Below are 17,246 nucleotides of genomic sequence, written 5' to 3' on the forward strand. Positions count from 1 at the left end.
GAATTATGAAAGATCAGGACGCAGTCTCTGCATTGGGGGCCTTGGCACAGGAAGACCGTTTGGCAGCATTCCGTTTGCTGATGGCAGTCGGGCCGGGAGGTTTGCCATCCGGCTCTGTTGCCGAGCGGCTGGACATACAGCCGACCAGGATGTCGTTTCATCTGACGACGCTGGAGCGGGCCGGGCTGCTGACGACCCGCCGGGAGGGAAGGCATATCCTCTACGCGGTCGACTATGACCGCATGCGGAGGCTCCTGGGCTTCTTGATGGAAGACTGCTGCGGCAACAATCCCGCTGTTTGCGGTTTTCCGGTAGCTGAATTCAAAAAACCTTCGTGACTTTGACAGGACGATATCTCACATGAGCATGACGATTTATCACAACCCGAAATGCGGCACCTCCCGCAACACGCTGGAAATGATCCGCAAATCCGGTGTCGAGCCTCAGGTTATCGAGTATCTGAAAACGCCGCCAAGCCGGGAAGAACTCGTCGATTTGATTGCGCGTATGGGGCTGCCGGTGCGCGACGTTCTTCGCCAAAAGGGAACGCCCTACGACGAACTTGGCCTCGGCGAGGACAAGTGGACGGACGACCAACTGATCGATTTCATGATGGAACATCCGATCCTGATCAACAGGCCGATTGTCGTGTCGGAAAAAGGTGTCCGCCTGTGCCGGCCCTCCGAGAAGGTTCTTGACTTGCTGCCGCAGGACATCGGTTCTTTCACCAAGGAAGACGGCGAAGTGGTTTCCACCGGAGTTTCCGATGCCTGACGCGACGATTTCAGGAGCAGATCTGAAGAACGTGACGGCAGCAGACTTTCGGCAAATCGACGCAGAGCAATTGCAGGCTCCGGATGAGCTTTCCCATCCACCCAGGATATTGTTGCTCTACGGTTCGCTGCGTGAGCGGTCCTACAGCCGCTTTCTCGTTCTGGAAGCCCAAAGGCTGCTGCGAGCCTATGGGGCGGAAACCCGGATATTCGATCCTTCGGGTCTGCCACTGCCTGATGACAGTGATGCCGATCACCCAAAGGTTGCCGAACTCAGGGAGCTTTGCGCCTGGTCCGAGGGGCAGGTCTGGTGTTCGCCGGAGCGCCATGGCGCCATGACCGGTGTTCTCAAATCCCAGATTGACTGGATCCCACTCAGTTTTGGCGCCATTCGGCCAACACAGGGCAAGACACTGGCCTTGATGCAGGTGTCGGGTGGCTCTCAGTCCTTCAACGCGGTCAACCAGATGCGTGTTCTTGGCCGCTGGATGCGGATGGTCACCATTCCCAATCAGTCATCGGTGCCCAAGGCTTACCTGGAATTCGATGATGATGGCCGGATGAAGCCGTCTGCCTTGTACGACCGGGTGGTCGATGTCATGGAAGAGCTCGTAAAGTTTACGCTCCTGACCAGAGGCCGGTCGGACTATCTTGTCGACCGTTATTCCGAACGCAAGGCAGATAGGGAACGGCAGTCGGCGGCTCTGGAAGTTGCGGCCGGTGCGTTGGAAGAACCTGCGCGAGCCAACCAGGGCTGAGCGGGACGAATGGAGTAGCTTCTCAGTGCTTTTTGTCCGAAACCTGTTTGCCTTACAGAGCCCTTGAACGGGCACACAAGCGGCTGCGTGACCCCTTCTGCCAATGCGCTTTTGGGGACAGAGGGCTGTTGATCTGGTCAAATCAACCCTGTGCCGATAAGAGTTGGCAACGCATCGATTCATGCGGTTCATGGCAAGCTGTCCGGCCTGCCTTTCCCCACCGGTCCAGCGGGAGCTGAAGAGTGAGTGTCTGGAACAGCCTCGGAGCAATTGTAAGTGCGATCGGCACGGGGGGCGCGCAGATCGTCGACCGTCTGGTCCAGCTTGTACTTGCGCGTCCGGAGGGAACCAGCAGCGTTGGCTTCACAGTCGCGATGATTGCTCTGTCAGCCAAGATGGCCAAGGCGGACGGGGTGGTCACCACCGATGAAATCCTGGCTTTCCGCGAATTGTTTGATGTCCCGCCCAACGAAGAGCGCAATGTCGCCCGCCTGTTCAACCTGGCGCAGGAAGATATCGCGGGCTTTGAGGTCTACGCCAAAAAACTGGCGGATCTGTTTCCATACGACCGCAAGACACTGCTCGATATCCTCGATGGGCTTTTTCACATTGCCAAGGCAGACGGCGTCGTCCACGAAAGCGAAATAGGGTATTTGTCTCGCGTGGCAGAGGTGTTCGGGCTCGATGATCGGGAATTCTCCAGGATCCTTGCCAGGCATGTCCGCAACGACGGTAACCCTTATGAGGTCCTCGGTCTGGGGCCGGAAGCAAGCGATGCAGAGCTCAAGGCACACTATCGCCGCGAGGTTCAGGAAACGCATCCGGACCGGCTTATCGCCAGGGGCGTTCCCGAGGAGTTCGTCAGGATCGCGAACGACCGCCTGGCCACCCTGAATGATGCCTGGGCGAAGATCTGCGCGGAAAGAGGCATATGAGTGTTGCGACTGATACCGTCGTGAAGGCCAGGGTTCACCCGTCGCCCAATCATGGGCAGAGGGCTCAAGGGACGGCCGTGGATATGGTCGTGATTCATTATACTGGTATGCCGAGCGCCGAAGCGGCCTTGCAGCGCCTGTGCGATCCCCGGTCGGAAGTTTCCGCGCACTATGTCGTGAACGAGGACGGCAGCATCCTGCAATGCGTGCCTGAAGCGCGCAGGGCCTGGCACGCAGGCAAAAGTTTCTGGAAGGGCGCGACCGACATCAATTCCCGCTCGATCGGCGTCGAGATCGTCAATCCCGGGCACGAACACGGTTATCAGCCGTTCCCGGACGCGCAGATCGAAGCCGTTATCGCGCTTGTCGGCGACATCTGCACCCGCCATGGTGTCCAGCCCTGGATGGTGCTGGCGCATTCGGACATCGCGCCGGCCAGAAAGGAAGACCCTGGTGAATTGTTCCCTTGGGACCGCCTCGCGGAAGCGGGGATAGGTCTTTACGTGACGCCGTTTCCTGTTGGCACAGGTCTCATGATGCAGGAAGGGGACAGCGGCCAGCCGGTCGAAGCGTTGCAAACCATGCTGGCGCTCTTTGGTTACGAACTGGACATCACCGGAGAGTTCGATTTGAAGACGCGTCAGGTGGTCACCGCTTTTCAGCGTCATTTCCGCGCCGAGAAGGTTGATGGTGTCGCCGATCAGTCCACGATCGAAACACTCAATGCCTTGCTCCGAAAATTGCCTTCCTTGTCGGCCTGATTGGGAGGGGCGGTGCCGCAATTCGAGGGGAAGCGCTTTCCGGCCACCCGACGAAACGCACAGTCGGGAGATTTGGTTCCAGTAACGCGGCATTCGTGAAGTGGCAGGGACAAGATACCGTCACAGAATTTCTTCTGATGGCCTACCGAGCGTCGAATTGCTTGCAAGTTTCTGCCACAAACTACAAGAAACACCTAAAAAACACACTAAATAGCAGTCAAATACTGTAATGAATTGAAATAATTCGTGATCAATTAGCGCCCAATTTCGTCTCATAGCTCCGTCAATTCTCCGCCCTGATTTCAACGCAACGAAAACCAAAAGGGCTGGACTGCATGTTACGGTCATTCCAAACACTCACTGGGGCGCTGTGCCTTTTCGCCTGTGCAACCACTTTTGCAGCTCCGGCTGCGATGGCAAGCGGTACGGGTTCCGGATCGGAACCCATCCTTCACATCATCGATCCGAACAAGAAGAGCGAGACCGCGGAAGCCAGGCCGTCGGTCGGCTCGGGTTCCAAGCCGATCCTGCACATCATCCAAACGGATGAGCAGGAAGCGAAAAGCAAACCTGCGAAGAAGACAAGAACTGCCAGCCTGACGCGCAAGGTGTCGCCGAAGCGGACCGCGGCTGTCAGCAACAACAAATACGCAAAGCTTATCCGCAAGGCAGCCGCCAAACATGGTGTGCCGGTCAAGATCGCCAAGGCGGTCGTTCAGTTGGAAAGCAATTTCAATCCACGTGCACGCGGCAGGGCCGGAGAAGTCGGGCTCATGCAGATCAAGCCGGCGACCGCACGCGGTATCGGTTACCGCGGGTCGACCAAGGCTCTTTATGACCCTGAAACCAATCTGGAATGGGGCATGAAATATCTTGCGGGCGCGCACAAGAAAGCGGGTGGCGACGTTTGTGGCACCATTCTGCGCTATAATGCCGGCCATTTCGCAAAGCGGATGAACCCGGTCAGCAAACGCTACTGCTCCAAGGTCAAGCGGATCATGGCCTCCAGCTAATAGCTGCAGGGCGGTCAGCCGTGGGCAAATCGAAAACCCCGCCGGGACATCCGGCGGGGTTTTCTTTTTGTCTCTTCGGGACGTCAGCTCATGCGAATTTCTTGCGGGCGGCGGACACGGAAGCCGGAAACGGTGTTTCGGCAGACACGTCCGCGGCTGACAGGGGCTGGCCCAGTGCCGATACAACAGGCACCACGCCCGCCCAGATATCCGTTCCAAGGTCTTCCTTGTCGTCCACCGGTCCACCCGTGCGGACCTTTGTGCTCACATGATCGATGTCCAGAACAAGAACGCCGGTTGCCTTGTGTTCTTTCGGCATCATTTCCCGGCATTCCTCCCAGCGGCCGGGCAAAAGGTGATCGGTGATGGCCGCCAGGGCCTCGATCTGTTCCTGCTCGTTTTCGACATGTCTTGCCGTGCCATGCACGATCGCACAACGATAGTTCACGGAATGGTGGAAGGCCGAACGCGCGACCACCAGACCGTCCACCAGTGTCACCGTGAGGCTCATCGGTACACCTTCCGCGTTCGATTTGATGATCCGGGTGCTGCTGGCACCATGAATGTAGATCCGGTCTCCAATCCGGGCATAAGCCATCGGGATCACCATCGGCCGGTCTTCGTGAAGGAAGCCGCAATGGGCGACAAGGCCCTTGTCCAGAATGTCGTAGGCAACGGTCCTGTCATAACCGCCACGGTTCATCTGGCGGATCTTGGCATAACCGGGCAGGTCCGTGGCTTTCCGTTTTTCCAGAGTGGACATGGTCTCGTCTCCAATTGAGTGTCTGTCTTGTGCTTTGCTGTTTCTCCGATAAATTGGCTCCAAAGAAGGTCCGGTTTTTGGAAAATGACAGAACCAGTTTTTCCTGAAGGCATCTTGTCTCTCAAGCGGTCGGGAGAGATTCCGCTGGCAGAGCAGATTTATCGCGGGTTTCGGGAGGCCGTACGCACCGGCCTTCTGAGGTCCGGAACCAGGCTGCCATCCACGCGGCGGCTGGCAGCATCGCTCAACGTCGGGCGAAACACCGTCAACACGGCCTATGATCTGTTGCAAGCCGAAGGCGTGATCACCGTGCGCACTGGTGCCGCCCCCCGCGTGACCGAAGGGCTCCTGCTTGAAGGCATCAGCGCGCGGCGCAAGACCGATGCAAACGGCCCTATGTTGTCCCGACGAGGGCAAACGCTGAGCGCCAATTTGCGCGGCGAGGGGTGGGCTTATCGACAGGGGGGCTTGCAGCCTGGCGCGCCGGCGCTTGACCTATTTCCTTACGAAGAATGGGCCAGATGCTTGCGCAGGGCCGCGCGGTTGGAACGTAGCGCGGATCTCCATTATCAGAATTTCGCCGGTCTGAAGGCACTCAAGCAGCAGATTGCCCGTCACCTTGCGGCCGAACGTGGGGTTCGGGCCGAACCGGAGCGAATCCTCATCACCAGTTCGACACAGGCCAACCTGACGATGCTCAGTCAGCTGCTTGCCGATCCAGGTGATGAAGTCTGGCTTGAGGAGCCTGGATATCTCGGAGCCCGCACTGCCTTTTCCGGCGCCGCGTTGAAGATCCGGCCCCTGCCGACCGACGGCGACGGCGCAGATGCGTCGAAGATGGACCATCTCGGCACTCCGCCAAAGCTGATCTACGTCACGCCCTCGCATCATTATCCGCTTGGCGCGCGCATGCCATTGTCGCGGCGCCTTGCGCTTCTCGATGTCGCTCGAACCTGCGGTGCGGTTATCCTGGAAGACGACTACGACAGTGAGTTCCTGTTCGAGGGGCGGCCAGTAGCTGCATTGCACGGATTGGCGGACGAGGGGCAGGTTGTCTATCTGGGCACGTTCGCCAAGAGCCTGCTGCCGGGGTTGCGGATCGCCTATTGTGTCGTGCCGGACGTTCTTGTCGATCCGCTCACGCAGACAATGCGCAATATGGGCTGCTCCGCCAATGTTCAGGCGCAGGCTGCGCTCGCTCATTTCATGGATAGCGGAGCTTATCAGAAACACCTCAAACAGATCCGCCCAGTCTATCTGGAGCGGGGGACACTGCTTGCCGGAACGCTGAAGCAAAGGTTGGGAAACCGTGTTGAAGTTGCACCGCTTACCGGCAATGTGCAGCTGACCGTGATGTTCCGCGAGCCGGTCAACGATATTGCGGTTGCGCTGGCCATGCAGGACCGGGGTTTTGCCGTTTCGCCGCTCAGTAACTGTTATCTGTCAGAGGCTGGCCGACCGGGATTGATTGTCGGCTTCGCGGGAGCGAACGCACGGCAGATCGAGGAAGGCGTCGATGCCCTTGCCAGCCTCCTCGGTGCGGATGAGGCTTTTTGACCAGGCATGTTCAAAGCCGCATCACCGGACGGTCGCCGTGTACGAGCTCAGACACTTCTGGTGGTTTTGCGACGATAGTTCCGATCAACCGAGATGGTGAGCTGCCTTCCCAGAAACTTCCCACCAGCAAGGGGAATCATCTGTCATGAGGTCCACGGCGTCCTGGGTTTTTGGTGCGTTTCTCGCGAAAACGTCCCCCCGGATTCTGATCCTGAGGGGACGTTAGCCGTTGGCGCTGCTCATGCAAAACGAAGCTTCTATGAGGCAGCTTTTTTGCGGAGACTGCGCCCCTTGAGAGCGCTGGCTCATGGCTATTCAGGCGGCTCGAACCTTGCCCAGGAAGTCCTGCATGGCGTGGCGCAGAGTGTTTGACTGTTCCTGCAACTCTCCCACAGCCTCATCCATGGCGGAACTCAGGTTGGCAGTTTCGCTGGCTGCGGAGCTCACCTCGGAAATGGACCTCGAAACACTTTCAGTGCCCTGGGCTGCTTCGGTGACGCTGCTTGCGATTTCGGTCGTCGCCAGGTTTTGCTCTTCCGCTGCACCCGACATGGCGTGTGTATTTTCCGAAATCTTCCGGACCAGGCCGGCAACTGACTCTGTCGCTTCTGTTGAAGCATCCGCAGCCTGACGCATTTCGCTGATCTGCCGGTCGATTTCTTCGGTCGCCTTCGAGGTCTGTTCGGCTAGTGCCTTCACTTCTGATGCAACGACGGCAAACCCTTTTCCAGCCTCACCGGCGCGGGCGGCCTCGATGGTCGCATTGAGGGCGAGCAGATTGGTCTGTTCGGCAATATCGGTGATCAATTTCGTGACATCGCCGATGCGTGAAACCACGTTCTGCACTGTCGCCACGGCTTCGTTGGAACGTCCAACTTCGCTTTCTGCTTCCTGAGCGATTTGCGAGGAAGAGCGTACCTGATCCGTGATCGCACGAATGGAGGCGGAGAGTTCCTCCGTCGCGCTGGCAACGGTGTTCACGTTTGTGGTCGCCTGTTCTGCGGCCGCGGAAACGGCCAAAGCCTGATCCGTGGTGTTGTTGGCGATTGTCGAAAGAGACCCGGCAGAACTGGTCAGGGCGTCGAGCCTCGTAATCATGCCGTCGCAGATGGCAAGAACAGTTGTTTCGAAGTCGCTGGCGACTTTTTCCATTTCCTCGCGCTTCAGTTTCTCGGCATTGATCCGTTCCACCTCGGTCTGTTCCTCAAGGTCCTTCGTGCGGATCAGGTTTTCCCGGAAGACGCCGAGGGCGCGGCCGAGGAGACCGATTTCGTCCTGTCGGTCGCCAACATCCGCCTTCATTGAGGTATCCCCGGACGACAGCTTGTCGGTTACGGTCGCAAGCCGCGAAAGCGGTGCGGAAATGGCGATGTGATTGAGGAAGCCCATGATCATGGCAAGCACGGTCAGGATCAAGGTGCTGGCAAGCGAGACGATCTGGACCATCTGCATGGCCTGGTTCTGTGCGATAACGGATTGCTTCCGTTCCAGCCCGACATCCTGAGCAAGCTGCCGGCTTTGCTGTTGCACTGCCTTCAGGAGGTCAGCGCTTTCCGGTGTCAGGTCAATGGCACGGGCCATGTCGACAGTTTCCGGTGTACGCATCAGTTCGATCTGGCGTGCTGCAATCTGGCTGTACCAGGTTTCCCAACTTGCTTTCAGTTCTGACAGGTGGTCTTCAAATTGCGGCACAGTCGCGTCGACACGTGTTGCGACGTCGGAAAAAACGGTTTGAATTTCGGTATTCAACTCCTGCGACCGGGTCAGGAGATCGCGGTTGCCGGTGAGCAAAAACGATTTGACCGACAAGGCCTGTGCGGCGATCTTTTCCGTGAGTTCGGCGGTGGCCGCATTGAGATCGGAAAGATTGTTGGCCGTTTTGACTTCATTCAGCGCGGAATGGGTCTTGTAGGCACTCACGCCTCCAGCCACAGCACCGATCAGTGCGAGTGCCAGGAAGCCAGCAGCGATCTTCTTGCTGACGGAGAGGTTTTTGAACATGGTTTTTCCCGCTTAAGACCCTGTGCCCTGACGACGCATCAGTTCGGTCAGATTGAATTCCACCGTTGCTGCCCCGATGGCTTTTTTCGTTTCGGGATCGGTGATTGTCATATTGAGCTGGGCGCGCCAGATCTTGCTGTCGTCATCCCATTCCGGTTCGTCAATGAAGACTGTCTCGGGACCATTGGGAAAGGTTTTCTGGAACTTGGCTTCGTCGCCTTGCCAGTAGTCGCTCGTAATTCCGCTTTGCCCGACATTCAGACCATTGGCATCCATGACGAACATTTCGGGATAGAGGCCAAGCGATCCGGCCTGAACACGCAGAAGGTAGATCGACAGGGGGGCGGACAAGGTGGCGGAGATCAGCGGTTTGTCCGCAGCTTCACGTTCCTGTCGCCACTGCTTGTCCAGCGCATCAATTTCTGCCTGGGAAAGTGCACCGCGCAAATTGTTCTGGGCATTGATGGAAAGTGCGACGATCGGGTTGGATAACCATTCAGCGACGGCTTCCACCACCTCCGGCTGGATCAGCGCTTTCGCGTCTGGCGGTGTCTCGGCAGCGTGAGCAACAGTTGCCAGCATGAGCGCTGGCAAAAACGTGCACAGTCGACGCATTATAGTCTCCTTGTTTGTTTTTGGTACTCTCCGTTACACCCGTTTCGTAATGCTTAATATTTGTCCTACAACACTGAAATGACTTTAATTTTTGTGTTTAAGGCAAGTTGATTGTAAAAAATCATATTGTCATATGTTGCAGTTTCTCTGAATATTTTCTCTCGTTACTTGATGGCGCCGACAAGTTTTCTATCGAGTGACGCTCTCTTCGAGGTGCCTGCCGATAGATCTGCAAGACGAAGCGAACGTTCTCACACGCGAGCTGTGAAGGCAGGAGCAGCTAATAGTCTTGACCGCCTGCGAAGAGAGACACGGTGGGTTGTGCCGACTGCTGGATGGTTTCCCGGGAATTCGAACGTCAGCGTATGGACTGTCGCTTGACCTCGTCCGCAAAGCCTCCTAAGTCCCATGCGCCAGTCGGCCGGACAGCCGCTGCCGCAAGTGCCGAAAGGCCGCGGGGGAGGAAAGTCCGGGCTCCATGGAAACACGGTGCCGGGTAACGCCCGGCGAGGGTGACCTTAGGGAAAGTGCCACAGAAAGCAAACCGCCCCGGCCAGATCGAGAGATTTTTCCGGGGTAAGGGTGAAAGGGTGGGGTAAGAGCCCACCGCGCAACTGGCAACAGCGGCGGCATGGTAAACCCCACCGGGAGCAAAACCGAATAGGGACAACGCGGACCGGAGCAATCCGGTCCAGGCCAGTTTCCAGGCCAGTTGTCCGGGTTGGTTGCGATAGGCGTCTGGCAACAGACGTCACAGATGAATGGCTGTCACGTCCGCGTCAGGTCTCGTATCTGGCCGGGCCGTACAGAACCCGGCTTACAGGCCGGCTGGCACTTACCTTCCCGTTTCAGCTCGCCGCATATTGGGGGGTGCTGTCGAGAAATGTTCCGTACGCATCCGCGTTGGGATAGGAGAACTGCTCAGCCAGCGGGTTTGCACGTTTTCGTCTGGTCGCTCCCATATCTGCCAGCAACTCGTCGAAATGCCGGAAGTGGAACGGGGCGGAGCACAGACCGCCGTAGACCTGGGCCGCCGGGCGTTCCTCGCGTCGCCAATGCAGCATCTGGTCGATATTGGCGCGCATTTCCGCATCGGTCGGTTGGTGTGCCAATTGGCCGTCAGCGTATCGTACCAACCAGTTGGCGATCATTTCCGCTGACAGAACGGTACAGAAGCTGGAGTTGAAGCCGACAAATCCCATATCGGGCAAGTCAGGGTTCACCGACAACCGGTAGACGCGGTATTGCCCGTCCGGCTCTATCAGTTTGTCGCGGTATTCCTGCGCCAGATAGGGAATCCCGAGTTTCCAGCCAACAGCCAGCACCGCAAGATCGCAGGGGATCGCCTCACCGGTCGATAGAACGACCTTGCCTGTCTCATAGTGGTCGAAAGTGCCGCGGACCGGCCGTATGCTGCCTGCTTCAAATCCTTCAAACAGTCCGGGTGTCACGATCGGCAGCGAGCACGAAGCATCCTTTTCGATCGGAAGATCCGGCACCATGTCCCACTTCTTCAGTTTGAGCTGGAGCTTCAACAGGGTTTCAAGACCCCTGAAATTTGCCCAGATCAATGGTTTGAACGCGGCGGAGACCGCTTTTGCAATGCCGGATCTGCCCCAGCCGTTGAACTGCTGTTCCTGCGCGCGCATGTAGAGCAGACGTTTGAAGTTGATGCCGCCCACAAAGTAGGGCACGCGCCAGACCGGTTCGCGGTAAACAAGCGTCACCGACTTCGCACCGTTCCTGGCGGCGTTGACGACAAGATCCGTCGCGGATTTCGAGCCACCCAGGACGACCACATGTTTGCCCTGTGCAAGGCTGCTGTCGGTGTAGTCGGAACTGTGCAGAACCTTGCCGCCGGCGGCTTCAAAGGCTTCCTGTCCAGGATGGGAAATGATGTTCTTGTCGGAGAACTGGCCGGTACAGATGGCGACAAAGTCGACGTCTTCGCTCCAGGTTCTGCCTGCGGCCTCAAGGGTCAATGTCCAACCGGGCTTACCGTCGGTGCGGCGGTCCATCGACAGCACATTCGTGTTCAGCCGGAACAGGCGGCCCAGCTTGTGTTTCTTTGCGTAGGCATGCAGATAGGCGTGGACCTGAGGGCCCTTCGGCCATTCAGGATACTCTTCCGGCATTGGAAGGTCGGTGAAGCGGTACAGGTCCTTGGGCGACTGGGTCTGCACATCCGGATAGGACCGGGACAGTTCCCAGACACCGCCGAAATCGTGGCTTCTCTCGAAGCCCAGTACTCGATGCCCGCGCTCGTCGAAGGCTTTCGCAGCCGCAAGCCCGCTCACGCCGCCGCCGATGACGGCGACAGTCTTGCGTTTCGTCATTCTCAATGTCCTCTCGCATCAAGGGAGGCCAGCGCTTCAGCGAACGCTGGCAGTCCACCTTGTCATTTCAAAAAAATGAGCTTGCCCTATGCCTTCAAGCCTGATCGGGAGGCGGCAGGAAATCGACTTCGTGCAACGCGGAAAGCCGGACCAGTTCAGCTGGATCCGTAACGCCGTCGAGAACTCCGAAAAGCTCGAAGAGTTTTCGAGAAGGGGCTACGCCGAAGACACAGGTGGCGGTCTTGCCGGACCGGTTGAAGACGCCGTGTGCCTCGCCCATCGGCATGCGAATTGTGTCGCCTGCTTTCGCCTTGTGGGCCTTTCCGCCCATTTCCACTTCCAGTTCCCCGTCCAGCATCAAGATCCATTCGTCCTGGGTCGGATGAATGTGGGGTGGGACGAAAGTGTCAGCAGGAACGACAGCGTGCCAGATGAAGGCGTTGTCGCTCAGGAGTTTTGGCGTATAGGTGTGCCCGACCACATTCCAGCTGGTATTGTCCAGTCCCGCGTCAGCTGCGGTAATGCCTGCGCCATCTTGCATGATTGTTCCCCTCATCGCTCATTTGGTGCGCTTTGGTCTTTCGACGGGAAAAGGCTACGCTCAGCTTCGCGGATTTCTTTATCCAGAAAGCGAAAATACTTGGCTGGATGCAGTAAAATCACGCATTGCGCAGACGCTGACACTTGAACGGGTTTCGCAGCAGGGGCATGCTGTCGGGATGTTGTCCCAGACAGGAAGCAAAACACCGCTGGAACGTTTCAGATGCTTCGCAACCTCTGATGTTGACGAAGCTCGGGAGATCGTTGCCCGTCATTTCTGCAACCACCGTCTGGGCCGGTTTTCGGCCTCCGACAGCTTCGATGCCTGCCAGAACCGGGTGTCCGGACAACACCTCTCCCTCAACTATTTACGTTACGGCGCCGATGTGGCCATCGAGCCCGGAGAGCTTTCGGACTTCTACCTGGTCCAGGTTCCGATCAGCGGCGCGGCGGACGTGCGCAACGGCTGCCGGTCCATGGTTTCCACCCCGGCAGTGGCTTCCATCCTCAATCCCGACCGGCATACGGCCATGCGCTGGCATGCAGGCTGCGAACAGATCCTTCTACAGATAGAGACGGGCTTTCTGCAGGAAGTTGCCGCGAGAATGGCCGGCGTTTCCGTCGGTCAGGTTCGCTTTGAGCCCGAATTCAATCTTCTGTCGCAGGAAGGAGCAGCCTGGGCGCGACGCCTGCGCGGCATTCTGGGGGCGGTGGAAGAGGGGCGTGCCTTTCAAGGGACGGGTATCCTGGAGCAACGCCACCTGGAAGAGGCGCTTGTCGGCACGCTTCTGGAATTCCAGCCGAACACCGTCTCGCCACTGCTTGAGCGGCAGGAGACGGGCAAGTCGCCTGCAATTCTCAAACGGGCGGTAAAGTTGATCGGCGAGCGTTTTGCCGACGACATCAGTCTTCTGGATATCAGCACCCACGCAAGAACCTCGCCCAGGAACCTTCAATTGCAGTTCCGGCAGGAGTTCGGGTGCAGCCCGTTGCAATATCTCCAGAACGTGCGCTTGAGCTACGCCCGGCACCTGTTGCTATCGGAGGGGCGAGGCCTGCCTGTGGCGGAAGTCGCCTACCGCTCGGGTCACCGGCATCTGGGCCGCTTCTCGGTTGCCTACCGGGAGCGGTTCGGTGAAACGCCTGGTGCCACGGGGCGGGCGCAAAGGTTCGGTTGAGGCGCCCGGCGCGGCGGCGTTTTTATTCTCCACAAGTCTTTCGAAGTGGGCAGAAATTGCCGGGTTTCCGGGCTTTCGTGCGGAAAACCTCCGTATTCCTGCGAATCCGATTCTCCAATTGTGTCAAGGCTTCATTAAGCATGTTTGCCTTAAGGTCATTCGACGGGGTCGTGTGCGATCAAATCGAGCCGGAATCCATGAGATTCCATTGACCGCCCATCAAATCCCATGGTATCCCATAGAAACCCAGAATGGGGAGCGCGGGCCCATGTCGCTAGGGTCTTGGACATCGGTTTAACGGCTCGGAAAGTGCTGTTTTGCAAATTGCATGTCCGGGCAGGTTGCCGGCCTTCCTCATAACTCACGGGTGAATTTTGGATTTGAGCGGGTGGGGACCCGTTTCGAGGGGATGAATGGCCGGCTTTGTTTCTCACTTTACCAACCGGCTGGATGCCAAGGGTCGCGTGTCGATCCCGGCGCCCTTCCGTGCGGTATTGGTGAGAGATGGTTTTGAAGGTCTTTATTGCATTGCTTCTTCACATTGCGCGGCTGTTGATGCGGGCGGAAACGAATTGCTCGATCAAATCAACAAGAGCTCGGACGGCTTTGCAAAGCTCTCTCCCGATCACGATGCTCTGGCTATTGCCTTGTTCGGCGCCAGTGAAAACCTGCGGATCGACGGGGATGGCCGTATGACCATTTCCGACACAATTCGCGAGCACACCGGAATTACTGATCAGGTCACCTTTGTCGGCATGAACTACAAGTTCCAGATCTGGGAGCCTGAAAAGTTTCGCGAGTTTCGCGCAGAGGCCCAACGGCGTGCGCTCGCGATGCTGTCGGAGCAACGCTCCGCATCCTCTCAGGGAGAGCCGGCATGATGGCGGTTGGCGACAGAGACGTTGCGTCTGACGCTGGCGGACCCGAGCGCCATGTGCCGGTTCTCCTGACAGAGGTTCTGGAGTGGCTCAAGCCGCAGCCGGGTGAAGTGATTGTGGATGGCACCTTTGGTGCCGGTGGGTATTCCCGCGCCATCCTGGAGCGTGGTGCCCGTGTGGTCGGTGTTGACCGGGATCCGGACGCGATTGCGGGCGGGCAGGAGCTTGTACGGGCTTCTGAGGGGCGGCTGATGCTCGTGCCGGGCCAGTTCGCCGACCTGGAAACGCATGCGCGTTCTTGCGGGTTCGATGGTGTCGACGGTGTGGTTCTGGACCTCGGCGTTTCCTCCATGCAACTCGATGAGGCCGAGCGCGGATTTTCATTTTTGCGCGACGGGCCGCTGGACATGCGCATGGAGCAGGCCGGGCCGTCGGCGGCTGATGTCGTCAACGAGCTGCCGGTGAAGGATCTGATCCGCGTCATCGGTCTGCTGGGCGAGGAAAAGCGGGCGACGACTGTTGCCCATGCCATCGACAAGGCCCGCAAGGAGAAGCCTTTCACCCGGACGCTGGAGCTGGCGAACCTGATTGAAAAGGTGCTCGGCCGGTCGCCGAAGAAGGCGCAGATTCACCCGGCGACGCGAACCTTTCAGGCGCTGCGGATCTATGTGAACGGCGAACTGCATCAGGCTGCCGAAGCGCTGGGCGCGGCTGAGCGTATCCTGAAACCGGGCGGCCGCCTGGTGCTGGTGAGTTTCCATTCTCTGGAGGACCGCATCGTCAAGCGGTTCTTTCAGGATCGGACCCGGACCCGCGGTGGCGGGTCACGACATATGCCGGAAGAGGACGTTCCTCCGGCGACATTCGAATTGTTGACGCGCAAGGCGGTGGAAGCTGCCAGCACGGAAACGGACATTAATCCGCGGGCAAGATCCGCGAAACTTCGGGCCGGGCGGCGGACCGAAGCTGAGGCGCGAGAGCTGGACATCCATCAGGCGGGTGTTCCGCGTCTTGCAGCCTTTCATGGTCTAGGGGGCTGAAAATGGTTCGAACGCTGAACATCGTGTTCATACTGGCGGTCGTGATCGGTGCGGCGACCGTCTATGACATGAAGCTCGCAGCAACGAAGTCTGCGGAGCGGGTTGCCGAGCTCAAGCGGCAAATCGACGAGGAGCGCGACTCCATTCGCCATCTGAAGGCCGAGTGGAGCCTGCTGAACAAGCCGGACCGTCTGCAGTCCCTGGTCGAGCGCTACAATGATTATCTTCTTCTTGAACCACTTGATGTGAAGCAGATCGTGACGACGGAAGACCTTCCGGCCCGTCCCGTCATGCTGGAGCCTATCGGTGGCAGTCAGATGGGCGGCTATGCCGGCTCTTCTGCTGTGATCCGTTGAGGGGGCGGTCATGACGATGGTTAGCGAACCGGCAAGCTTCCTTCAGGTGCGGCGGGCTCATCCGCGGGCCGCTCGGGACTCAGTTTCCGCCAGCGCGGTCAAATCCCGTGTCTATGTGGCGATGCTCGCCTTTGCCTGCGTCTATGTTGCGATTGCGGGCCGGCTGGTGATGCTGGCGCAAATGGAAGAAGCGCCCTCACATGCGTGGATCTCAGCGCAGGATTCCGTCTCCGCATCCCGTCCGGATCTGGTCGACAGGAACGGCGAAATCCTGGCGACAGACATCAAGACGGCTTCGCTTTATGCCGAACCGCGCCGCATCATGGATGTGGATGAAGCGGTTGAAGGGCTGACCCGCATCCTGCCCGATCTGAACGAAGGCCTTGTGCGCCGCCGCCTGGAAAGCGGCGCCGGCTTTGTGTGGCTGAAACGGGAAATGACGCCGCAGCAGGCGGAAAGGGTTCATAATCTCGGCTTGCCGGGGATCGGTTTCCTGTCGGAAAACCAGCGCTTCTATCCGGGTGGTCCGACCGCAGGGCATATCGTGGGCTCCGTCAACGTCGACAACCAGGGCCTCGCGGGCATCGAGAAATACATCGATGACTCCTGGCTGCGGGATCTTCAGTCCCTGGGCTTCACATCAGACCGTACGATGGAGCCGGTCAAGCTGTCCGTCGATCTTCGCGTTCAGCATGTCGTGCGTGACGAGCTGGTGAAGGCGATGGAACGCTACAAGGCGATTGCCGCTGCCGGCATCGTGCTGGATGTAAAGACCGGCGAAGTGGTCGCCATGTCCTCCTTGCCCGACTACGACCCGAACGACCGCTCCCAGGCTCTGGAAAAGGATCGCCTCAACCGGGCGACCGGTGGTGTCTTTGAAATGGGGTCGGTCTTCAAGACCTTCACCACCGCAATGGCTCTGGATTCGGGGGCAGTTTCGATCAACGACAGCTTCGATGCGACGCGCCCGATCAGGGCTGGTGGGCGGACGATTTCGGATTTCCACGGGAAACACCGCATCCTGTCGGTGCCGGAAATCTTCATCTATTCGTCCAACATCGGTACTGCCAAAATGATGCTGGCAACCGGCATCGCGCGCCAGCAGGAATTCCTGAAGCGCTTGCATCTGACCGAACGTCTGAAGACGGAGTTGCCCGAAAACGCGGCGCCTCTGCTGCCGCCGAAATGGAACGAGCTGGCAGCGATGACCATTTCCTTCGGTCACGGTATTTCCGTTACGCCGATGCAGACCGCGGTTGCCGCGGCCGCACTGGTCAATGGTGGCACACTGCTGCCGCCAACCTTCCTGCCGCGCAGTCCGGAAGACGTGCAAAAGCTTGGAAAGAAAGTCGTTTCTCCGGAAACAAGCCGGATAATGCGGTATCTCTTCAGGCTGAACGTGCTCTCCGGTTCCGGCCGGCGGGCCGACGTCCCGGGGTATACGGTCGGGGGTAAGACCGGCACCGCAGAGAAGATCGAGAACGGCCGGTATGTGAGCAACAAGCGGCGCAATTCTTTCCTGTCGGCCTTCCCGATGGACGACCCACGCTATGTGGTTCTTGTCGTGGTCGACGAACCGAAACCGGAACGCAAAGGCATCGGTGCAACGGCAGGTCTCAATGCCGCGCCGATGGTCGGGGCAATTATTCGCCGCGCCGCACCGATGCTTGGTGTCATGCCGCGTTTCAGCAAAGGGGATGAACCAATCGAGATTTCCTATTAAGGAGACGAGTCGAACTTTG

The 17,246-nt window shown here is 58.4% G+C and carries 17 protein-coding genes and 1 other RNA gene; 13 read left to right on the top strand and 5 right to left on the bottom strand.

Annotated elements, in window-relative coordinates:
- The first annotated feature begins 5 nt into the window (after positions 1–5).
- The 6 genes from FMN63_RS20470 (at position 6) to FMN63_RS20495 (ending at position 4,240) form a co-directional block, all read left to right on the top strand.
- The gene (locus FMN63_RS20470) at positions 6–338 is read left to right on the top strand and encodes an ArsR/SmtB family transcription factor (RefSeq protein WP_148586016.1); all 333 of its coding nucleotides are present in this window, start codon (positions 6–8) and stop codon (positions 336–338) included.
- A gap of 22 nt (positions 339–360) precedes the next feature.
- The gene (arsC, locus tag FMN63_RS20475) at positions 361–774 is read left to right on the top strand and encodes an arsenate reductase (glutaredoxin) (protein ID WP_148586017.1); all 414 of its coding nucleotides are present in this window, start codon (positions 361–363) and stop codon (positions 772–774) included.
- A complete protein-coding gene (arsH, locus tag FMN63_RS20480; protein WP_148586018.1) occupies positions 767–1,531 on the top strand; it encodes an arsenical resistance protein ArsH in 765 nt (254 codons plus the stop codon). Before arsC ends, arsH begins: the two co-directional genes overlap by 8 nt.
- 242 nt (positions 1,532–1,773) lie before the next feature.
- The gene (locus tag FMN63_RS20485; RefSeq protein ID WP_148586019.1) at positions 1,774–2,466 is read left to right on the top strand and encodes a J domain-containing protein; all 693 of its coding nucleotides are present in this window, start codon (positions 1,774–1,776) and stop codon (positions 2,464–2,466) included.
- Entirely contained in the window at positions 2,463–3,227 is a 765-nt protein-coding gene (locus tag FMN63_RS20490; RefSeq protein ID WP_148586020.1) for an N-acetylmuramoyl-L-alanine amidase, read from the top strand. The genes FMN63_RS20485 and FMN63_RS20490 overlap by 4 nt, the downstream gene beginning before the upstream one ends.
- A gap of 413 nt (positions 3,228–3,640) precedes the next feature.
- Positions 3,641–4,240, top strand: coding sequence for a lytic transglycosylase domain-containing protein (locus FMN63_RS20495; protein ID WP_148586021.1), 600 nt, complete (start codon positions 3,641–3,643; stop codon positions 4,238–4,240).
- Positions 4,241–4,328: 88 nt separating this feature from the next.
- Here the strand turns inward: FMN63_RS20495 and FMN63_RS20500 are convergent, their stop codons facing one another.
- Positions 4,329–5,003, bottom strand: coding sequence for a pyridoxamine 5'-phosphate oxidase family protein (locus FMN63_RS20500; RefSeq protein WP_148586022.1), 675 nt, complete (start codon positions 5,001–5,003; stop codon positions 4,329–4,331).
- 84 nt (positions 5,004–5,087) lie between these two features.
- Here FMN63_RS20500 and pdxR point away from each other — a divergent pair, with 84 nt between their 5' ends.
- Entirely contained in the window at positions 5,088–6,560 is a 1,473-nt protein-coding gene (gene pdxR / locus FMN63_RS20505) for a MocR-like pyridoxine biosynthesis transcription factor PdxR (RefSeq protein WP_148586023.1), read from the top strand.
- Between the two features lie 315 nt (positions 6,561–6,875).
- On the opposite strand, the gene FMN63_RS20510 is transcribed toward pdxR, so the two are convergent.
- Positions 6,876–8,561, bottom strand: a complete 1,686-nt coding sequence (locus FMN63_RS20510; protein ID WP_148586024.1) for a methyl-accepting chemotaxis protein — start codon at positions 8,559–8,561, stop codon at positions 6,876–6,878.
- A 12-nt stretch (positions 8,562–8,573) separates the two neighbouring features.
- On the bottom strand, positions 8,574–9,176 hold the full coding sequence (locus tag FMN63_RS20515) for a hypothetical protein (protein ID WP_209001254.1): 603 nt from the start codon (positions 9,174–9,176) through the stop codon (positions 8,574–8,576).
- A 413-nt stretch (positions 9,177–9,589) separates the two neighbouring features.
- On the opposite strand from FMN63_RS20515, the gene rnpB reads away from it, so the two are divergent.
- Positions 9,590–10,012, top strand: an RNA gene (gene rnpB / locus FMN63_RS20520) — RNase P RNA component class A.
- 12 nt (positions 10,013–10,024) lie between these two features.
- On the opposite strand, the gene FMN63_RS20525 is transcribed toward rnpB, so the two are convergent.
- On the bottom strand, positions 10,025–11,512 hold the full coding sequence (locus FMN63_RS20525) for a flavin-containing monooxygenase (RefSeq protein ID WP_148586025.1): 1,488 nt from the start codon (positions 11,510–11,512) through the stop codon (positions 10,025–10,027).
- Positions 11,513–11,606: 94 nt separating this feature from the next.
- Complete coding sequence (locus FMN63_RS20530) at positions 11,607–12,053, bottom strand: cupin domain-containing protein (protein ID WP_148586026.1); 447 nt, start codon at positions 12,051–12,053, stop codon at positions 11,607–11,609.
- Positions 12,054–12,231: 178 nt separating this feature from the next.
- Between FMN63_RS20530 and FMN63_RS20535 the strand changes: the two genes are divergently transcribed.
- The 5 genes from FMN63_RS20535 to FMN63_RS20555 all read left to right on the top strand — a co-directional run bounded on the left by FMN63_RS20535 (position 12,232) and on the right by FMN63_RS20555 (position 17,227).
- The gene (locus FMN63_RS20535) at positions 12,232–13,230 is read left to right on the top strand and encodes an AraC-like ligand-binding domain-containing protein (protein WP_148586027.1); all 999 of its coding nucleotides are present in this window, start codon (positions 12,232–12,234) and stop codon (positions 13,228–13,230) included.
- Between the two features lie 413 nt (positions 13,231–13,643).
- Positions 13,644–14,111: a division/cell wall cluster transcriptional repressor MraZ gene (locus FMN63_RS20540; RefSeq protein ID WP_148586028.1), complete on the top strand. Its 468-nt coding sequence runs from the start codon at positions 13,644–13,646 to the stop codon at positions 14,109–14,111.
- Positions 14,111–15,148, top strand: a complete 1,038-nt coding sequence (rsmH, locus tag FMN63_RS20545; RefSeq protein WP_209001358.1) for a 16S rRNA (cytosine(1402)-N(4))-methyltransferase RsmH — start codon at positions 14,111–14,113, stop codon at positions 15,146–15,148. The genes FMN63_RS20540 and rsmH overlap by 1 nt, the downstream gene beginning before the upstream one ends.
- 2 nt (positions 15,149–15,150) lie before the next feature.
- A complete protein-coding gene (gene ftsL / locus FMN63_RS20550) occupies positions 15,151–15,504 on the top strand; it encodes a cell division protein FtsL (protein WP_148586030.1) in 354 nt (117 codons plus the stop codon).
- A 10-nt stretch (positions 15,505–15,514) separates the two neighbouring features.
- Positions 15,515–17,227: a peptidoglycan D,D-transpeptidase FtsI family protein gene (locus FMN63_RS20555; protein ID WP_148586031.1), complete on the top strand. Its 1,713-nt coding sequence runs from the start codon at positions 15,515–15,517 to the stop codon at positions 17,225–17,227.
- Positions 17,228–17,246: the final 19 nt, after the last annotated feature.

It is taken from the genome of Stappia sp. BW2 (assembly GCF_008107695.1).
Lineage (GTDB): Bacteria > Pseudomonadota > Alphaproteobacteria > Rhizobiales > Stappiaceae > Roseibium.